Here is a 17142-nt window from a genome sequence, read left to right as displayed (position 1 = left end):
ACAACAACCGAGCACCCCTGAGGGTTGTGGCGCTCTCGTCGCGCACCGCGCATCGTCCCGGCGCACACTGGAGCGAGCGGCGCCCCGCGCGTCGGGCGCCGCGCGTCCCCTCAGGCGCGCGGGAGGAACCATGTTCAAGGACAGCACGGCGTTCGGGAGCTTCTCGACGGACTCCGTGGCGAAGGCGCGGGACTTCTACGGCGGGACGCTCGGGCTCGAGGTCGAGTACCGCGACGACGAGGGCATGGGCCCGATGCTGCGCATCCAGCACCCCGGCGGCGGCTCCACGCTCGTCTACGAGAAGGAGGACCACGTCCCGGCGACGCACACCGTCCTCAACTTCGCGACCGACGACTTCGAGTCGACGGTCACCGAGCTCCGCAGCAAGGGCGTCGCGTTCGCGCAGCTGCCATGGACCGACGAGGACGGGATCGCGCGCGATGTGGACGGCATGATGCCCTCGATCGCGTGGTTCAAGGATCCGGGCGACAACTGGGTCGCGGTGATGGAGAGCGATGGCGAGGCCTGACCGGACGCCGGTACCGTCGCAGGCATGACAGATCTCAGCGCGCTCGCCGACGAGTACTACGCCTACGCCATGTCGCTCAGCCCTCTCGACCTCATGTGGGACGGAAGGCTCGAGCACCTGGCCGAATGGAACGACGTCTCCGTCGACGGACGTGCCCGCGCGCACGAGCGCCTCATGGCGTTCGCCGCGGCGGCCCAAGGCATCGACACGGGCGACGACCTCCAGGCGCTCGCGCTGCGCGACACCATCGCATCGCACGCGCGCTCGACCGCGCTCCACCTCGCATGGGAGCCCGAGCTGCTCCACCTCAACCCCACCATGGGCGCGTGGGAGAACATCCTGTCCTTCATCGACGCGTTCCCTCTGCGCACCGCCTCGCACGGGGACGACTACCTCACCAAGCTCCGCCACCTCCCCCGCTTCCTCGACGACCTCCTCGACGTGGCCGAGGACGCGGCGGACCAGGGCCGTGTCGCGCTCGAACGCCACCTGCTCGACACGGCGCGTGCCGCCGAGTCCTACCTGCGCGAGGCGCATGCGGGCGAGGACCGCCTGTGCGCGCAGGCTCCGCCCACCGCGGTGGACGATGCGGCGCAGGCCGAGTGGCGGCGCGAAAGGGACCGTGTGGTCGCGGAGGTGGTGCATGCGGGCGTCGCGCGCTTCGCCGACCGGCTGCGCCGCCTTGCCGAGCGCGGGCTCCCCGACGAGCGCCCCGGCCTTGTGCACCTCCCGGGCGGCGCCGCGGTCTACCGCGACCGCATGTGGTCGCACCTCCAGCTCGACATCACGCCGGAGGAGGTGCACGCCCTCGGGCTCGCCCAGGTCGCCTCCCTCGAGGACGAGTACCGCGAGGTCGCCGGCCCCTTGCTCGGCACGGACGACATCGGTGAGATCTACGCCAAGCTCCGCGACGACGAGTCGCTGCGCTACACGCGCGCCGAGGACATCGTGCGCGACGCCGAGTCGGCCCTCGCGCGTGCCGAGGCCGCCTCGCCCGCGTGGTTCTCGACGATGCCCCAGGCACGTTGCCTGGGCCACGCGACGGACTTCGGCGCGATGGCGTACTACTCGGCGCCCGTGCCGTCGACCGGCAAGGAGGGCGACTTCTACTTCAAGACCGCCGACCCCCATGCGTGGGCGACCTACGAGCTCGAGGCGATCGCGTATCACGAGGCGATCCCCGGGCATCACCTCCAGTTCGCGCTCCACGCCGAGAACGAGGCGCTCCACGTGGTGCAGCGCGAGCTGTTCAGCACCGCGTACGCCGAGGGCTGGGGGCTCTACACGGAGCGGCTGGCCGATGAGATGGGGCTGTACTCGTCCGACCTCTCGCGCGTGGGCATGCTGAGCGCGGACTCCCTGCGTGCGTGCCGCCTGGTGGTCGACACCGGCATCCATGCGCTCGGGTGGAGCCGCGAGCAGGCGATCCAGTACTGCCTCGAGCACTCGCCGCTGGACCGCTTCCACATCGAGCAGGAGGTGGACCGCTACATCGGGATGCCCGGCCAGGCGCTCGCCTACATGGTCGGCAGGCTCGAGATCCTCGCGCTCCGGGCGGAGGCGGAGCAGCGCGCAGGCTTCGACATCCGCGACTTCCACGCCGCGGTGCTCGGCTACGGCGCCGTGCCGCTCTCCACGCTCCGCAGGCTCGTGCTCGCCTGACGGCGCGCGCCCGCGCCGTACCCCCCGGGGCAATCAGACACTTCGCCGGGTGTCAACTTTTACATCGACGTGAGGCCTGCCTACCCTGGGTCGATCATGTCGTCCCGCTCCCGCATCGTCGCGCTCGCGTGCGCGCTCCCGCTCGTCCTCACCGCATGCTCCACGGGAGCGGCGGACGACTCCACGCCGAGCCCCTCGCGCATCGTCTCCGGGAACGGCGGCGCGGCCACCGCCGAGGCGGCGCCCGTGCCCACCGAGGTCGGCGGACCCGTGACCGCGACCGTCCTCACGGACGAGGTGGTCGCCACGGGACTCACCACACCGTCCGCACTGGTGACGATGCCCGACGGCTCGCTGCTGGTGAGCGAGCGGGTCACCGGCGCGGTGAAGCGGATCCGGGCGGGCGTCGCGACACCGCTCAACGGTCCCGGCGCGGAGGCGCTGCGCGCCGCGACTGTCGCCGAGGGCTCGGGCGGACTCCTGGGGCTCGAGGTGCTGCCCGGCGAGCGGACCTACGTGTACGCGTACGTCACCCGCGCGCACGACAACGCGGTGCTGCGCATGGAGCTCCACGACGACCTCCTGAGCCAGCCCACCGTCGTAGTCGACGGGATCCCGTCCGGTAAGGATGCCAACGGCGGCCGCCTCGCCTTCGGGCCCGACGGCTACCTGTACATCGGCACCGGGGACTCGGGCCGTCCCGCGCTCGCCGCGAAGCAGAGCTCGCTCGCGGGGAAGATCCTGCGCGTGGTGGCCACCGGAGGCGACGAGGACGGCCGGAAGGCCCCGGACAACCCGTTCGGGTCCCGCGTCTGGTCGCTCGGCCACCACGATGTCGAGGGTCTCGCGTGGGTGAGCGACGGGCGGCTCTACGCGAGCGACCGCGGCGCGACCGCGGACGAGCTCGACCTCATCGTGGCCGGCGGCGACTACGGCTGGCCCCGCGCGGACGGGCTGACCGGCATGCCGGAGGGCACCGAGCTCGGTGCGACCGCGCAGGGTGTCACCGCACCTGTGGCCGTGTGGGACCCGGCGGATGCGACACCCGGCGGCATCGCGGCGACGCACGAGGGCATCTACGTGTCGGCCCTGGCCGGCGACCGGGTGTGGCGCATCCCCCTCACCGCCGACGCGACGGGCGAGCCTCACGTGCTCCTCGACGGGCTCGGCCACATCCGCAGCGTGGCCGCCGGCACCGACGGGATGCTCTACGTCATGACCGGCAACACCGGGGACGGGGACGCTCCCAAGGGCGACGACCGCATCGTGCGCATCACCGTCGGCTGACGGGCGCCGCTGCTCGTATCAGCTCACGTCAGATCGGGTCGGGCAGCAGCCCGTCGAAGTCGAGCGCTCCCCCGGTGCCGCGCGGCACCGGCGTGGCCGCGACGATCGCGGCCCGCGGGATGGGGCCGTACAGGTGCGGGAACGCATCGTCCGCGTCCGGGACCCGCTCGAACTGCACGCGCGCGGTCACCTTCGCGGGGTCGATCTCGAGCAGCACCACGTCGCGGTCCGCGTAGAACGCCTGGGCGACGCCCTCGACCTGGCGCGCGAGGCTGAGGTGGATGAACCCCTCGTCGGCGAGGCTGCGGCCAATCGTCGACGTCGTGTAGTCCGCGGTCGATGCGGGATCCCACTCGGCGGCGACGGCGAGGTGGTAGAGATGCGGAATCTCGAGCATCTGCTCATCGTGGCACCGCGACCAGGCCGTGTCACCTGCTCCGGGCCGCTGTCAGCCGGCGAGCGGTCCGTCGACGAGCCGCGTGCGGGGGTGCGTGACGGTGAGCGGGATGGGGGTGGAGTCCGTGGTGAGGGTGGTCTCGAACGCGGTCCACGCGCCGGCACCGATGCGGTAGTGGCCGGTCCACGTGGTGTGGAGCGTGATCGTGGCGGCGTCGGCGGCACGGGTGTAGGCGTGGCTGACGGTGTCGTCCGGGTAGGGGGCGCCGGGGTCGGTCGTGGTGGTGGTGTCGCCGTCGCCCCAGTCCCACAGATAGGTGGTGGGCGTGGCGCGGATGGTCACGTCGGCGCCGAGCAGGGTGGCGCCGTGCGTCAGCGGCGCCGCGTCGGCGAAGGCGACGGTGGGCAGCGTCGCGACCACGGTGCCCGTGCCCGGCTGGATGCTCACCGGCGGCGCGGTGATGTGGAGCTGGGTCCACTCGTGGCGGATGAGCTCGAGCAGATCGGACTGGGACGGGCAGCCGAGGCCGGTCTCCATGGTCCAGGCGCCCCAGGTGCCGTCGGCCTGGAGGGTACGGGACCACAGCGGCAGGAGCGGATCCATGCCGTCGGCACAGGTGACGGAGTCGCCGGCCGTGGTGCTGCACGCCCCCTCGGACTCGAGCGGCGAGCCGTTGGTGCACTCGGCCATGCGCAGGTACTCGACGACGGGTGCCGTGGATGATGTGGACGTGGTGGAGCTGCCCTCGGCTCCTGCCTTGTCGGCCTCGCCGTCAACACGAAGCGTGTCGTTCGATTCGTTGGTTGTATCCCCAAAACTCGGCTCGGAGTATTGCGGCATCTGAGTCACGGCGAGGACTCCAGCAATGACAATCGCGGCGAGCGCGCTCATGACTCCGACACCAGCTCCGATGTCACGCCTGCGACGAGCCAGCGATCATCCACCAACTCGAGCGCGAACTCAAAGTGCGTTCGGGAAGCCTTGGCGGACCGCGTTTCCGGGCCCTCGGCCGGGGCGAGGAACGCGGCCTCGCGGTCGGCCTCGATCGAGTAATACGCGGTGGTTGGCGAGGTAAGCGCGCCGTCTTGCGTGTTCCTGACAACGGCAATTTGCCCACCCCGCGCGGTCCAACCCTCGTCGCGGACTCGCTCTGCGTTCTCCAGCGCGCTCGCGCAGTACTCGCACCCCTCGGCCGAGAGCGCCTCCCAGACGCGGGTGTCGCCCGTGTGGAACATGGGCGCGTACTGCTCCAGGAAGAACTCCGCTGTCGCCATCGCGCCGCGGACATCGGGGATGAGGGCACGCTCGGGCAGCAACGCCGTCAGCTCCTCGTCCGTGAGCGCCTCCGACACGGCGGACGCGCTGGGCGTCGGCGTCGGGGAGACGGCCGCCGCGACCGTCCCGGCCACCGAAGGCGTCTCGGAGACGATCGGTCCGGGCTCGCCGAAGCATCCGGAGAGCAGCAGCACGCCTGCCGCCGCAACCAGCCCCCCGATCCGCATGAAACAGACCGTAACGGTCAAACCGCCCTGGCAGAAGACCTGGTCGCACATCTGGGGAATCACGGCCCGGAATCGTGCCAGCGCCATCAACATGTGCGGATCGTGTCGTCACAGCACCGCGGGAACGGTCAATGTGGGGGAATCGTGTCGCGCGGAGGCGGGCAGCAGCGCGAGCGACACGATTCGCACAGGTTGACCGCCAAGAGAGCACGGAAGCGACACGATCCACTCATGTTGCGGGAGCGGCGATGCGAAGCGGGCAAGGCACGCCCGCCTGCTCAGCCCTGACGGCGCTTGCCCAGCCCGGGCAGGAACTTGCCGGTACGGGCGGCGTACGTGCCGTAGCCGGGGTAGGCCTCGACGAGGTACCGCTCCTCGAGCCTGGTCTTCACCTCGAAGAACCCGACCAGCACCACCGCGCTTGCGAACGTCCACAGCCGCCCGGACCCGACCGCGAGGCCGAGCGCGATCAGGATGATCCCCGAGTACATCGGGTGGCGCACGTACCCGTAGATGCCGCCCGCGGCCAGGCCCTCACCGTTCGGCATAGGCATGGGAGTGAGGGCGCGGCCCAGGTCCTTGCCCGACCAGAACATGCCCAGCAGCCCCAGCAGGATCAGGGTGGTGCCCGCCCACAGCGAGCCCTCGATCCAGGGGTCCGTGAGGAAGGCCGTGGTGCCCACGGCGAGGAAGATGAGGCCCTGCAGCCCGACGAGCAGCAGCCCCATGAACGATCCCTTCCGTGGCGGTGACATCGCGTCAGGTTACCTGGCGCCTCCACGCTCGACGCGCGGCTCGCGCGCCTCCGCCGAGGGCGACACCTCCGGCTGGTGCGACTCGATCCACGCGTCGACGGTCTCCCACCACTCGAAGAGCCACGCCTCTCGCGCCTCCCGGCCCTCCGGGACGTCCGCCGGGTCCGCGCTCCAGCCCTTGAGGACGATGCGCTTGTCGACCGGCAGCTCACGCCACACATCGGCCACGGTGGAGAGCCGCTCGAGGCCGGTGTGCCCCACCACCACCACGACCGCGTCGGGCCGCGCGTCCATCGCCGCGAGCACTCCCCCGGCATGGGGCGGCATCACGTGCGGCATCGCCTCGGCGCGCTCGGCGAGCTCGACGTGCCCCGCCTCGCGCAGCGCTGCGATCCGCTTCGCGCGCCGGCCGGGCGTCACGTTCGCCCCCTCGGGGAAGATCAGCAGCGCGCCCGTCTCGCCCAGCTCGCCCGCGAGCGCCGCGATCGCCTCGGTGCCGCCCGGCGCGCCCACGGCACGATGCCGGCGCGGGGTGAGGAACTGCGACGGGATCCGGTGGAGCAGGATGTCGATGGCCGGGTCCCATTGCAGGGTGTCCTTGAGCACGATGGCAGGTGCTCGCCCGAAGGTGTTGAGCAGCGCATCGACGATGATGAACGAGTCCCCGGGGCCGGCATGGCGGCTCACCACGATGAGCGGATGCCCGCGCCCGATCGCGTCGAGGTCCGCATCCTCGAGGTCCACCTCGAGCCGCAGGGTCCATCGCGCCTGCGAGAACAGGAGCCGCAGCATCGTGCTCGCGAGCGCGAGGTGGCGCCGCTGCGACGCCTCCGTGTCCAGCCTGGTCCCGAAGCCCTGCCACACCCATAGCCCCGCGAGCGCGACCACGCACGCGGCGTCCCACAGGAGGTAGAAGCCCGCCAGCCAGACGACGCGCGTGATCCGCATGCGCCCGGGCAGCGCGAAGCTCACCACGGCCGCCACGACCACCACGTACCAGACCGCGATGGGCAGCCACACGAACGCGAGCAGCACCAGCGCCGGCGCGAGCAGCGCTCTTCGCACCCACCGGGGAGGCAGCCGCCACCATCGCATGCGTCGCGGCGAGCGCCGAGCCTCGCCGCTGCGGTCCGCGCTCACCCGCGCGCCTCGAGGCCGTCGAGGTACTCGGCCGTCGCGGCGCGGGCCGCCTCGATCCGCGCGTGCGTGCGGTCCAGCCGGCGGTAGGCGCTCAGCCGCTCGTCGCCGGGCTGGTGACCGCCGTACGGGAGGATGTGCAGCGCCACCTCCGCCGGCACGTCGGCACGCTCGCGCTGGAAGCGGTGCCGTCGCGCGATCTCGAACGCGACACGCGCCACGTCGGTCGGGCGGCGCGGCGGATGCAAAGGCTCCTCGATGCGGCCCACCTGGAGGACGTAGATGGTGGTGGCCCCCCTCTTGACGGCCTCGCCCAGCGGGATCGAGTTGACCATCCCCCCGTCGATGAAGTGCTCGTCGCCGATGCGCATAGGCGGCAGGGCCGCCGGGACCGATGCGCTCGCGAGCACGGCGTCGACCACCGGACCGGTGTCGAACCAGTGCTCGGACGCGCGCTCGATGCTCGCCGCGCACACCGCGAGCGGCACCGTGAGGTCCTCGAACTGCGTGTCCGCTCCGAGCATGTTCGCGATGAGCCCCCGGAGCGCGTCGGGGTCGTTGAGGTGGGTGCGGGACTGCGCGAGGCGACGCAGCTGGCGTGCCACGGACTCGCCGTAGACGGCGTTCGCGGTGGGCGACGCCCACGCATGCTCGAGCCGCTCGACCACGCCGAGCGTGGGGTCCTGCGCGACGGCGGCGCCGTTGATGGCCCCGATCGAGGTCCCCACGACCAGCTCGGGGACGATGCCCGCCTCGAGCAGGGCGCGCAGCATCCCGACCTCGGTGGCGCCGCGCACGCCCCCACCTCCCAGCACGAATGCGACGGTCATGGTGCCAGCCTAGGTTGCAGGTATGGCACCGCGCCCACCCATCCCCGCGCATCGTCGCGCCGAACCTCGGTCATGATCACACTCGTGCTCGTCGGACTGATCTCCGGCATCATCACCGCCATCAGCCCCTGCGTGCTGCCCGTGCTTCCCGCGATCCTCACCAGCGCGATCCAGGACGGCGGCGCCAACCGCCGCCGGCCGCTCGTGGTGGTCGCCGGCCTGGTCACCAGCTTCGCCGTCTTCACGCTCCTGGGCGGCATCCTGCTGTCGAGCCTGGGCCTTCCTGACGACCTCCTGCGGTGGACCGGGATCGCCGTCCTCGCGATCGTGGGCGTCGGCCTCATGATCCCGAAGGTGGGCGAGCTGCTCCAGCGCCCGTTCGAGCGTGTGCGACCGGTGCAGATGGACCGGGGCGGCAACGGCTACGTCATGGGCCTCGCGCTCGGGCTCGTGTTCGTGCCGTGCGCGGGACCGATCCTCGCGTCCATCACGGTGCTCGCGGCCACCAACGGCGTGAGCTGGGGCCTGGTCGCGCTGACGCTCGCGTTCAGCGCCGGCATCGCGATCCCCCTGCTCGGCTTCGGCTTCGCGGGGCAGGCGATCTTCTCGCGCATCACGCTGGTGCGGGAGCGCCTCCAGCTCATCCGCGCGATCTCCGGCGCCGTGCTGGTCGCGACCGCGCTGGTCATCGCGACCAACATCGCCGAGCCGCTCCAGCGCCTGGTCCCCGAGCAGCTCGCGAGCATCCAGAACCAGATCGAGGACTCGGACACGGTGCGCGACGAGCTCGACTCGCTGACGGGACGCGAGGATGTCGACACGACCGTGACCGGCGATGCGCTCAGCTTCGACCAGTGCGAGGCGAACACCGCGGTGCTCCAGAACTGCGGACCCGCGCGCGACCTGCCCGGCATCGACGAGTGGCTCAACACCGAGGACGGCCAGGCGCTCGACCTCGCGGATCTCGAGGGCCAGGTGGTCCTCCTCGACTTCTGGACGTACAGCTGCATCAACTGCCAGCGCACGTTCCCGTACCTCACCGCGTGGGACGAGCGGTACCGCGACCAGGGGCTCACCATCATCGGCGTGCATACGCCGGAGTTCGCCTTCGAGAAGGTGGTGGGCAACGTCGCCGATGCGACGGAGCGCTACGGCATCGACTACCCCGTCGCGATCGACAACGAGTACCAGACCTGGCGCGAGTGGGACCAGCGCTTCTGGCCCGCGCACTACCTCATCGACCAGACCGGCACCGTGCGGCAGGTCCACTACGGCGAGGGCGCCTATGCCGAGACCGAGGAGCTCATCCAGCAGCTGCTCGACGCCGCGCCGCAGGACGTGGTCGACATGGACACGGGCGGCCACACGACCGACCGCACGCAGGAGACCTACCTGGGCTACGGGCGCCTCCAGTACGCGGACAACGGCGGACAGGTGGTCCACGACGAGCCCGTCGCGTACGGCCACGACGCCTTCCCCCAGCCCGACCACTTCGCCTACGTGGGCGAATGGACCGTGACGGACGAGTACGCGCTCGCGGGCGAGGGCGCGATGCTCATGCTCAACTTCTACGCCTCCGACGCCCACCTGGTGATGGCCGGCGAGGGCGAGGTACGCGTCACGCTGCTGGACGACGACTCGTACGAGCGGACCGTGAAGGTCGACGGCACGGCGGACCTCTACGACCTCTGGGAGGGCGATCCGCGCGAGGACGTGATGATCCTCGAGTTCACGCCCGGCGTCGAGGCCTACGCCTTCACCTTCGGTTGAGCCGCGACCCATCCGGTCGCGCCGGCGCACCGAACAGGCAACGTCGGGCCCCCACCCGGGGAGGCCCGTCTCAGGGAGGAATCATGTACCGAATGCGCACCCTGGCCGTCCCGGCCCTCATCCTGCTCGCGGGCGGCACGCTCGCGGCGTGCGGGGACACCGAGCCCGCGTCGACGTCCTCGGACGACACGATGATGGAGGAGACGATGCACCCCGACACCATGGAGTCCGACACCATGGAGTCCGAGGACACGATGATGGAGGACGACTCCACCATGGAGCCCGAGGAGTCGATGTCGGAGGACGACACCATGATGGAGGAGGACGACTCGATGATGTCGGAGTCGCCGGACGCCATGGAGTCCGAGGACGCGATGATGGAGGACGAGGGCTGACGCCCCCGTGACGGACGATGCGGAGGACGGCATGAGCGCGCAGCGGCGCGAGGGTGGGCTCCGGGCGGTGCCCGGCGGCACCGGCCCCGCAGACGCCGCGCCCCGCGCCGGGCGGGATGCCGAGCGGCTCGCCGACCTGCTGGTGCGCTCAGGACGCGGCGACGCGTCGGCGTTCGAGCAGCTCTACGATGCGCTCGCCGGCGCGGTCCACGGCCTCGCCCTCCGCATCGTCCGCGACCCCCACCTCGCGGAGGACGTCGCGCAGGAAGCCCTGGTCGAGGTGTGGCGCGTCGCGGCGCGCTACCGCCCCGACCAGGGCTCGGCACGCTCGTGGGTGCTCACCATCGCGCACCGGCGCGCGGTCGACCGCGTGCGCGCCGAGCAGTCCCACGCGGACCGCCTCCTCACACACGGCGCCCGCCACTCCGCAGACGTCGAGCACCCCGAGCAGGTGGTCGATGCGATGGACGCGCAATGGCGCGCCGCACGCGTGCGCCGCGGGCTCGCGACGCTCACGCCGCTCCAGCGCGAGGCGCTCGAGCTCACGTACTACAAGGGCTACACGAACCGGCAGCTCGCCGAGTCGCTCGACATCCCGCTCGGCACGGCGAAGGCCCGTATCAGGGATGCGATGATCCGGCTTCGGGATGCCTGGGAGGGGACGCGATGAACCAGAACGTGCACTCCCTGGTCGGCGCGTACGCGGTGGATGCCGTCACGCCCGCCGAACGGCAGGACTTCGAGACGCACCTCGACGCATGCGAGGACTGCACGGTCGAGCTCGCCGGCCTGCGCGAGGCGGCCGCGGTGCTGGGCGAGGCGGAGTCCGTCGCGCCCCCGGTCGCGCTCAAGGCGCGCGTCATGGCCGAGATCGCCCGGACCCCCCAAGCAGCGCCGATCACCTCGGACGACGCACCCGTGCCCGCCGAGGGGGCACCGGCTGCGACGGCTCCCGCGGCATCGTCCTCCCGCAGGTCCTGGTGGCCCAAGGCGGCGGTCGCGGCAGCCGCGGCGGCGGTGCTCGCGGTGGGCGGCCTGGTCGGCTCGTCGCTGTCCGACAGCCGCGACGAGGAGCTCGCGCTCGAGCACGACGTCATGATGGTGACGAGCGCGCCCGATGCTCACTCGATGGACCTGGGCCTCGGCGCGGCGCACCTGGTGATGAGCGACAAGATGTCCTCGGTCGTGGCCATGGGCGAGGACTGCCCGGAGCCCGAGGACGGCATGGAGTACCAGCTCTGGGTGGTGATGGCGGACGGTTCCAAGCACGCCGGACCGACGTTCATGCCCGACTCCGACGGCAGCTTCATGACGCTCATGGAGATGGACATGGAGGGCGCGACCGGCTTCGTGGTGACCGAGGAGCCCATGGGCGGCTCGGAGCAGCCCACCACCGACATGGTGGCGTCGGTCGAGCTGTAGGGGCGCCGCCGGTTCAGTCGTCCCCGTCGGGGTGGTCGGAGCGCAGCTGGAGCGAGATCTGCTCGGCATCGAGGATGCGCAGCGCGTCACCCAGCGCCTCCGAGCCGAAGGTGCCGACGGCACGCGCCTCGAGCAGCCGCGCGCGTTGCGCCTCGATGATCGCGAGCCTCAGGCGGTAGAAGTGCTCGCCGTGGTGCACGGTCTCCTCGTCCTCGGCGCGCGCGTGGGCCATCGCGCGCCGCACCGCGTCGACCACGGAGGCGTCGTAGAGCCGGCCGTCGTCGCCCCGGAGCGCGATCTCCGCGAGCACCGTGTCCGCCACGCCGGCCAGCAGGTCGCGCAGCTCGGCCCGCTCGCGCTCGTCGTGCACCGACTCCCCCGCGATCCCCAGCCGCTGCGTCACCCATGGAAGCGTCGCGCCCTGCGCCATGAGCGACCCGACCGCGACCACGAACGCGATGAGCACCATGGTCGAGCGCAACGGGGTGTCCGACGGCAGGGACTGTGCCGCGGCCACGGTGATCGCGCCGCGCATGCCCGCCCACACCAGGACGCCGCCCTCGCGCCAGCCGAGCGGGCGGTTCTCGAGGTAGTCCGCGTACGCCGAGTGCTGCTCGACGCGGCGCGCGACCGCCTCACGATGCGCGGGATCCGGGTGCGACTCGGCCTCCTGGCCGAGCCCCTCGACGCGCTCATGCCGCGCGCGTACCCGCAGCGCTCGCCTACCCGCGGCGAGCACCAACGGCGCCACGTACGCGATGCGGATGAGCAGCACCAGCGCGAGCGCCGCGAGGCCCAGCCCCACGGCCTTCCACACCGAGCCGTGCGTCTCCTCGACGTCGTCGACCAGCGTGAGCAGCTCGAGCCCGAGCAGCAGGAACACCACGCCCTCGAGCAGGAGCTCGGCGGTGCGCCAGTTCGCGCGTTCGGAGATGCGATCGGCAGGGCGCAGGTACAGCGGCGCGCGATAGCCCGTCACCAGGCCCGCGACCACCGCCGCGACCAGGCCCGAGGCTCCCAGGAGCTCGGCCGGCACCGCGGCCGCGAACGGCGCCACGAAGCTGATCGCGGTGCTGTTGGCGGCGCCCGGGACCCAGCGCCGCAGGCGCACGTTGAGCTCGCCCGTCACCAGCCCGACCAGCACCGCGATCACCACCGCGGACGCGAAGTCCCACGTCGCCTCGGCGAGACCCATCGAGGCGCCGGCGGCCGCCACGGCCGTGCGCATGGTCACCAGCGCGGTCGCATCGTTGAACATCGACTCGGCCTCGAGGACCGTGACGATGCGTGGGGAGACCCCCATCTTGCGGATGATCTGCACCGCGACCGCGTCGGTGGGGCTCACCACGGCACCCAGCGCCGCGCCCAGCGCGAAGCCGATGCCGGGGATCACCGTCATGAAGAACAGGCCCATGAGGACCGCGCTCAGGAGCACCAGCACCACCGACAGGCTCGAGATCGCGCGGAAGTCGCGCCTGAACTCCGTCGACGGCAGGTTGACCGCCGCGGAGTACAGCAGCGGCGGGATGATCCCCAGCAGGATGAACTCGGACTCGATCTCGATCTCGGGGAAGCCAGGGATGAAGCTCACCGCCACGCCGAGCGACACGAGCAGCAGGGGCGCGGCGACGCCCACGCGCGGCGCGATGGAGTGGACCGCGACGATCGCGATGACCGCGACCACCCCGATGAGCAGGACCTCGTCGATTCCCACGCGTGACCTCCCTGGAACGGACCGTCATCCGACGCCCTCAGCCAACCACCTGCGGGCCCGGATGCGCGACCGACGCGGCCTGCGGTCGCGCCGGACCGCTCTCAGCGAGAGGATGAGTCATGGCCGAGATCCTGCTGTTCCACCATGCGAAGGGGCTCACCGAGGGGCTCCTGTCCTTCGCCGACCGCCTCCGCGCGAACGGCCACACGGTCCACTGCCCCGACTGCTACGCGGGCGCGACCTTCGACAACATCGACGAGGGCGTCGCCTACGCGCAGCGCATCGGCCACGATGCGCTCCAGGAGGCCGCGCACTCCGCCGCCCGCCGCCACCGCGAGGCCGATGTGGTGATCGGCTACTCGCTGGGCGCGATGCAGGCGCAGCTGCTCGCGCAGGACCGCCGCCGGTTCCGCGCATGCCTGCTGGTCGGCGGAGCGCTGCCGCCGGCCGCGCTCGGCGGCGTGTGGCGCCACGAGGTCGCGCTGCAGATCCACGTCGCGGATCCCGACGAGTGGGTCGAGCCCGCGGAGATCGACGCGCTGCTCTATCACGCTCCGCACGCGCGCATCTATCGCTACACGGGCAAGGCGCACCTGTTCATGGACGCGTCGCTGCCGGACTACGACGCCGATGCGGCGGACCAGTTCGAGGAGCGCGCGACCGCATGGCTCGCGGACCTCGACGAGCACCAGCGCTCGCGCCAGATGGCGTAGCCCGCCGCGGCGCAGCGGGCCTTACGCGGTACGCAGGCGTCGCTTGATGCGGCTCAGCGCCTCCTCGATGGCGGCCTCGTGCTCGGCACGCGTGCGCATGCGCCGCGGCGGCTCGTCCCATGCGGGCGCATCGTCGTCGTCGCGCCGAGGGGGCCACGGGAGCCAGCGCTCGCCGTGACGTTCGCGCTGGCTCTGCTTGAGCGCGTCGACGCGCTCCTTGTCGGCGGCGTGCCGCGGCTGGCGGTTGTAGCTCGCGCCGTCCGCCCCGCCGATGATGATCTCGATGCCGTCGGTCCAGGTGTAACGCTCCTGGTAGTGGCCCTCCACCACCGAGAACACCAGGCGCTCGAGCTCGTCGGCGCTCGCCTCGAGCGACTCGTCGCACGCGTCGCAGCCGCAGTCGGGCGCGCGCTCGAGGCCCGCGGCGCCCATGGACACCACGATGCTCGGGAAGCTGGTCTCGGCGATCACGAGCGGCGCCGAGGCATCGTGCCGCGGCAGCAGCGTGGTCGCACGCACGATGCGCAGGTCGCCATGCTCGAATCGCCGCAGCGCCTCGGGCGCGTCCTCGGGCAGGCCGTCGGTGCGGCGCACGTCGACGTCGTAGGTGGCCTCGAGGTGCGAGATCAGGGCGTCCGCGACCTCCACGAGGGGTGCGAAGCGCTCGGGGTGGCGCGTGCGCGAGTAGGTACGCTCCGGCGGCCCGTCGTCACCCCATCGGGATCCGTACGGGATCGGTTCGCCGTCCGCGTCGGTGAAGACGAGCTCCGGCAGCGCAGGCCTCTCGTACACGTGCGACACCCTACAAGGGCTCAGCCCTGTCGTGGGGCGAGCGGCTCGGTCACGTCGGCGATTCGCGCCTCGAGCACCTCGACAAGCTGCTGCGTGTCCACTGTCGCCGCGACGCCGTGCGCGCCCCCGCCGATCGACACGGGCCCCTCGCGCGAGACGATGAGCGCGTCGGCGATGACGGGCCAGGCCAGGCCGGTCGCAGGGTCGGGTCGGGCGCCGAACGGCGTGATGGTGCCGCGCTCGTAGCCGGTCACCTCGCGCGCGACGTCCTTGTCGGGCATCGAGATGCGGTTGACGCCCAGGAGCGCGCGCAGCTTGGGCCAGCTGATCTCGCGGTCGCCGGGGACGAGCACGAAGAGGTACTCCCCCGCGGCCCGGCGCACCACCAGGGTCTTGAGGATCTGGCGCGGGTCCAACCCGCGGGCCTCGGCGGCCTCCTCGAGCGAGCGCACGGGCCCGTGGACCGTGACCTCGACGTCGATGCCCGTGTCCGCGAGCGCCCGCAGCGCGGGGGTGTCCGGCGCGTCCATCACTCCCCCAGGTAGCGCGTGCCGGTCGCGTCCGGGCCGTGCGCGGAGACGAATGCGAGCCGCGCGAGGCCGCGGACCGTCGCGATGAACCACTCCGCGATCATCTCGTCCGCCTCGCCCTCGACCCCCGAGAACGCGACGACCATCCCGTGGCGCACCACGCCTCCCGGGTAGACGATGTCGCCCGCCGTGTAGAGATGCGGAGCCTCCATGCGCACGCGCGACGTGTCGAGACCCGTGCGCTCCGCGACCTTGGCCTTCGCGACGGCGTAGCCGTAGGTCTTGTCCTCGGTGTCGCCGATCGACCCCGCCCACAGCATCGTGCCGGGCCGCGCCGGGTCCATCACCACCAGGTCGCCCACGGCGCCGCGGATGGCGCCGTGCGCGGCCGCGCGCTCGATCGACGGCTTCACGATCTCCCAGGCCTGCGCGCACAGCTCGGGCGTCAGTCCGATGAACATGGGGTGCTCCCTCCGACGGTGCTCCCACGCTAGCGGTGCGTGGCTCGGGCGGGGCTCAGAGCCCCATCGCCTGCTCGAACTGCACCGTGGCGGGGCCGTCGTACTGGAGCATGGCCGGCGGCTCGGGCGCCGGGACGAAGAAGCCCTCGGTGAAGTCGGTGCCGGTGAGGACCGCAGGGGTGCCCGTGTTGAAGGCCGGGATGATCGTGTCGACGTACCAGCCCGCCGCACCCTGGACCGCGTGAGCGAACACGCCCGAAGCGAGCACCCACCACAGCGCGTACAGCATCGCGGTGCCCACGACCACCTGGATCATGACGTCCACCCATGCGATGCCCGCGCCCGACGCGACGGCGGTCCGGGTCCGCGTGGGCCGCGCCAGGAGCCCGCTGAGCCGCACGTCCGAGAAGAGCTCCCGGCCGCGACGCGCGCTCCAGGTGCTGACGGAAATGTGCGGAACAGTCACGATTCACCCCTTTTCACAGTCCAGTCCCTCGGCCTGCTTCCCGCAACCGGAACGCGGTTACGGTTATTCCAATCTCAGGTAAAGACGTAGCCAACACCCTGATCGTTGGGGCGAAGTTCGCCGGCGGCGCCCGCACCCCCTTCCCGTGACGCCGCCCGTGACGGCATGATCGGAGAAGGCGACGCGGAGGGGGCCCAGGGATGGACGAGGACGTGCGCACCGGACCGCCGGTGATCCCGTTGAGCGAGGCGCCGGGCGAGCGTGCCGCATGGGGCCGCTCCCCCCTGGTGGTCGCCGCCTGGATGGCGGTCGAGTGGCTCGTGGTGACCAATGCGCTCCAGCCCTCGTCGCGGCTGCGGGTCGCGGCGCTGCGGGCCTTCGGCGCGCGGATCGGCGACGGCGTGATCTTCCGTCAGCGCACGCGCGTCAAGCTGCCCTGGAAGCTCGAGGTGGGAGACCACTGCTGGATCGGCGAGGGCGTGTGGATCCACAACCAGGATCAGGTGACCATCGGGCACGATGCGGTGGTGTCGCAGGAGACGCTCCTCACCACCGGCAGCCACGCGCACCGGCGCGACATGGCGCTCATCACGCGGCCGCTCGTGATCGAGCCCGGCGTGTGGGTGACCTCGCGGTGCATCGTCACGGGCGGCGTCACGCTCGGCCGGTCATGCCTGGTCTCCCCCGCCACCGTCGTCATGCGCGACGTGCCTGCGGGGCGCATCGTCGCCGGCAACCCGGCACAGGACGCGGGACCGCGGTTCCCCGAGGGGTGAAGCC

At 71.8% G+C, this 17142-nt stretch carries 20 protein-coding genes; 9 read left to right on the top strand and 11 right to left on the bottom strand.

Annotation, left to right across the window (positions count from 1 at the left end):
- Positions 1–130: 130 nt before the first annotated feature.
- The 3 genes from AOM00_RS05710 (at position 131) to AOM00_RS05700 (ending at position 3478) form a co-directional block, all read left to right on the top strand.
- The gene (locus AOM00_RS05710) at positions 131–529 is read left to right on the top strand and encodes a VOC family protein (protein WP_062516869.1); all 399 of its coding nucleotides are present in this window, start codon (positions 131–133) and stop codon (positions 527–529) included.
- A 24-nt stretch (positions 530–553) separates the two neighbouring features.
- Positions 554–2191 carry a DUF885 domain-containing protein gene (locus tag AOM00_RS05705; RefSeq protein WP_062516868.1) on the top strand — a complete coding sequence of 546 codons (1638 nt, stop codon included), beginning with the start codon at positions 554–556 and terminating at the stop codon, positions 2189–2191.
- 96 nt (positions 2192–2287) lie between these two features.
- Positions 2288–3478, top strand: a complete 1191-nt coding sequence (locus AOM00_RS05700) for a PQQ-dependent sugar dehydrogenase (RefSeq protein ID WP_062516867.1) — start codon at positions 2288–2290, stop codon at positions 3476–3478.
- A 28-nt stretch (positions 3479–3506) separates the two neighbouring features.
- On the opposite strand, the gene AOM00_RS05695 is transcribed toward AOM00_RS05700, so the two are convergent.
- The 6 genes from AOM00_RS05695 to AOM00_RS05670 form a co-directional block, all read right to left on the bottom strand.
- Positions 3507–3875 (bottom strand): DUF952 domain-containing protein, encoded by a 369-nt coding sequence (locus tag AOM00_RS05695; RefSeq protein WP_082096657.1) that lies wholly within the window; start codon positions 3873–3875, stop codon positions 3507–3509.
- Positions 3876–3926: 51 nt separating this feature from the next.
- The gene (locus AOM00_RS05690; RefSeq protein WP_156159053.1) at positions 3927–4724 is read right to left on the bottom strand and encodes a hypothetical protein; all 798 of its coding nucleotides are present in this window, start codon (positions 4722–4724) and stop codon (positions 3927–3929) included.
- A 38-nt stretch (positions 4725–4762) separates the two neighbouring features.
- The gene (locus AOM00_RS05685) at positions 4763–5470 is read right to left on the bottom strand and encodes a DUF6318 family protein (protein ID WP_062516865.1); all 708 of its coding nucleotides are present in this window, start codon (positions 5468–5470) and stop codon (positions 4763–4765) included.
- A 185-nt stretch (positions 5471–5655) separates the two neighbouring features.
- Complete coding sequence (locus AOM00_RS05680; RefSeq protein WP_082096655.1) at positions 5656–6132, bottom strand: methyltransferase family protein; 477 nt, start codon at positions 6130–6132, stop codon at positions 5656–5658.
- 9 nt (positions 6133–6141) lie between these two features.
- The gene (locus tag AOM00_RS05675; protein ID WP_228373420.1) at positions 6142–7272 is read right to left on the bottom strand and encodes a 1-acyl-sn-glycerol-3-phosphate acyltransferase; all 1131 of its coding nucleotides are present in this window, start codon (positions 7270–7272) and stop codon (positions 6142–6144) included.
- Positions 7269–8099: a patatin-like phospholipase family protein gene (locus AOM00_RS05670; RefSeq protein ID WP_062516863.1), complete on the bottom strand. Its 831-nt coding sequence runs from the start codon at positions 8097–8099 to the stop codon at positions 7269–7271. Before AOM00_RS05670 ends, AOM00_RS05675 begins: the two co-directional genes overlap by 4 nt.
- Before the next feature lie 84 nt (positions 8100–8183).
- Between AOM00_RS05670 and AOM00_RS05665 the strand changes: the two genes are divergently transcribed.
- From AOM00_RS05665 to AOM00_RS05650, 4 genes are all read left to right on the top strand, one after another.
- Complete coding sequence (locus AOM00_RS05665) at positions 8184–9869, top strand: cytochrome c biogenesis protein DipZ (RefSeq protein ID WP_062516862.1); 1686 nt, start codon at positions 8184–8186, stop codon at positions 9867–9869.
- A gap of 83 nt (positions 9870–9952) precedes the next feature.
- Entirely contained in the window at positions 9953–10264 is a 312-nt protein-coding gene (locus AOM00_RS05660) for a hypothetical protein (protein ID WP_062516861.1), read from the top strand.
- A gap of 31 nt (positions 10265–10295) precedes the next feature.
- A complete protein-coding gene (locus tag AOM00_RS05655) occupies positions 10296–10934 on the top strand; it encodes a sigma-70 family RNA polymerase sigma factor (protein WP_082096691.1) in 639 nt (212 codons plus the stop codon).
- Positions 10931–11686 (top strand): anti-sigma factor, encoded by a 756-nt coding sequence (locus AOM00_RS05650; protein WP_062516860.1) that lies wholly within the window; start codon positions 10931–10933, stop codon positions 11684–11686. Before AOM00_RS05655 ends, AOM00_RS05650 begins: the two co-directional genes overlap by 4 nt.
- A 13-nt stretch (positions 11687–11699) precedes the next feature.
- On the opposite strand, the gene AOM00_RS05645 is transcribed toward AOM00_RS05650, so the two are convergent.
- Positions 11700–13400 (bottom strand): cation:proton antiporter, encoded by a 1701-nt coding sequence (locus tag AOM00_RS05645; RefSeq protein WP_228373419.1) that lies wholly within the window; start codon positions 13398–13400, stop codon positions 11700–11702.
- A 119-nt stretch (positions 13401–13519) separates the two neighbouring features.
- Between AOM00_RS05645 and AOM00_RS05640 the strand changes: the two genes are divergently transcribed.
- Entirely contained in the window at positions 13520–14113 is a 594-nt protein-coding gene (locus AOM00_RS05640; protein ID WP_062516859.1) for a dienelactone hydrolase family protein, read from the top strand.
- 21 nt (positions 14114–14134) lie between these two features.
- Here the strand turns inward: AOM00_RS05640 and AOM00_RS05635 are convergent, their stop codons facing one another.
- Genes AOM00_RS05635 through AOM00_RS05620 form a run of 4 tightly spaced genes read right to left on the bottom strand, consistent with a single transcriptional unit; the run spans position 14135 to position 16362 of the window.
- Positions 14135–14905, bottom strand: coding sequence for a DUF6226 family protein (locus tag AOM00_RS05635; protein ID WP_062516858.1), 771 nt, complete (start codon positions 14903–14905; stop codon positions 14135–14137).
- A gap of 20 nt (positions 14906–14925) precedes the next feature.
- Positions 14926–15435, bottom strand: a complete 510-nt coding sequence (locus tag AOM00_RS05630; protein ID WP_062516857.1) for an aminoacyl-tRNA deacylase — start codon at positions 15433–15435, stop codon at positions 14926–14928.
- Positions 15435–15896: a heme-degrading domain-containing protein gene (locus AOM00_RS05625; protein ID WP_062516856.1), complete on the bottom strand. Its 462-nt coding sequence runs from the start codon at positions 15894–15896 to the stop codon at positions 15435–15437. Before AOM00_RS05625 ends, AOM00_RS05630 begins: the two co-directional genes overlap by 1 nt.
- A gap of 55 nt (positions 15897–15951) precedes the next feature.
- Positions 15952–16362: a hypothetical protein gene (locus tag AOM00_RS05620; protein WP_156159052.1), complete on the bottom strand. Its 411-nt coding sequence runs from the start codon at positions 16360–16362 to the stop codon at positions 15952–15954.
- Positions 16363–16562: 200 nt separating this feature from the next.
- On the opposite strand from AOM00_RS05620, the gene AOM00_RS05615 reads away from it, so the two are divergent.
- Positions 16563–17138 carry an LbetaH domain-containing protein gene (locus tag AOM00_RS05615; RefSeq protein WP_062516854.1) on the top strand — a complete coding sequence of 192 codons (576 nt, stop codon included), beginning with the start codon at positions 16563–16565 and terminating at the stop codon, positions 17136–17138.
- Positions 17139–17142 lie beyond the last annotated feature (4 nt).

Source organism: Demequina gelatinilytica (assembly GCF_000971115.1).
In the GTDB taxonomy this organism is placed as follows: Bacteria; Actinomycetota; Actinomycetes; order Actinomycetales; family Demequinaceae; genus Demequina; species Demequina gelatinilytica.
The sequence above is the reverse complement of the archived record's forward strand: the minus strand, read 5'-3'. Positions and strand labels throughout refer to the sequence as shown.

Excerpts from the sequence above, each read along its gene's own strand:
- AOM00_RS05710 (WP_062516869.1), top strand. The coding sequence starts at position 131 with ATGTTCAAGGACAGCACGGCGTTCGGGAGCTTCTCGACGGACTCCGTG.
- AOM00_RS05705 (WP_062516868.1), top strand. The coding sequence starts at position 554 with ATGACAGATCTCAGCGCGCTCGCCGACGAGTACTACGCCTACGCCATG.
- AOM00_RS05700 (WP_062516867.1), top strand. The coding sequence starts at position 2,288 with ATGTCGTCCCGCTCCCGCATCGTCGCGCTCGCGTGCGCGCTCCCGCTC.
- AOM00_RS05695 (WP_082096657.1), bottom strand. The coding sequence starts at position 3,875 with ATGCTCGAGATTCCGCATCTCTACCACCTCGCCGTCGCCGCCGAGTGG.
- AOM00_RS05685 (WP_062516865.1), bottom strand. The coding sequence starts at position 5,470 with ATGTTGATGGCGCTGGCACGATTCCGGGCCGTGATTCCCCAGATGTGC.
- AOM00_RS05680 (WP_082096655.1), bottom strand. The coding sequence starts at position 6,132 with ATGTCACCGCCACGGAAGGGATCGTTCATGGGGCTGCTGCTCGTCGGG.
- AOM00_RS05670 (WP_062516863.1), bottom strand. The coding sequence starts at position 8,099 with ATGACCGTCGCATTCGTGCTGGGAGGTGGGGGCGTGCGCGGCGCCACC.
- AOM00_RS05660 (WP_062516861.1), top strand. The coding sequence starts at position 9,953 with ATGTACCGAATGCGCACCCTGGCCGTCCCGGCCCTCATCCTGCTCGCG.
- AOM00_RS05655 (WP_082096691.1), top strand. The coding sequence starts at position 10,296 with ATGAGCGCGCAGCGGCGCGAGGGTGGGCTCCGGGCGGTGCCCGGCGGC.
- AOM00_RS05650 (WP_062516860.1), top strand. The coding sequence starts at position 10,931 with ATGAACCAGAACGTGCACTCCCTGGTCGGCGCGTACGCGGTGGATGCC.
- AOM00_RS05640 (WP_062516859.1), top strand. The coding sequence starts at position 13,520 with ATGGCCGAGATCCTGCTGTTCCACCATGCGAAGGGGCTCACCGAGGGG.
- AOM00_RS05630 (WP_062516857.1), bottom strand. The coding sequence starts at position 15,435 with ATGGACGCGCCGGACACCCCCGCGCTGCGGGCGCTCGCGGACACGGGC.
- AOM00_RS05625 (WP_062516856.1), bottom strand. The coding sequence starts at position 15,896 with ATGTTCATCGGACTGACGCCCGAGCTGTGCGCGCAGGCCTGGGAGATC.
- AOM00_RS05615 (WP_062516854.1), top strand. The coding sequence starts at position 16,563 with ATGGACGAGGACGTGCGCACCGGACCGCCGGTGATCCCGTTGAGCGAG.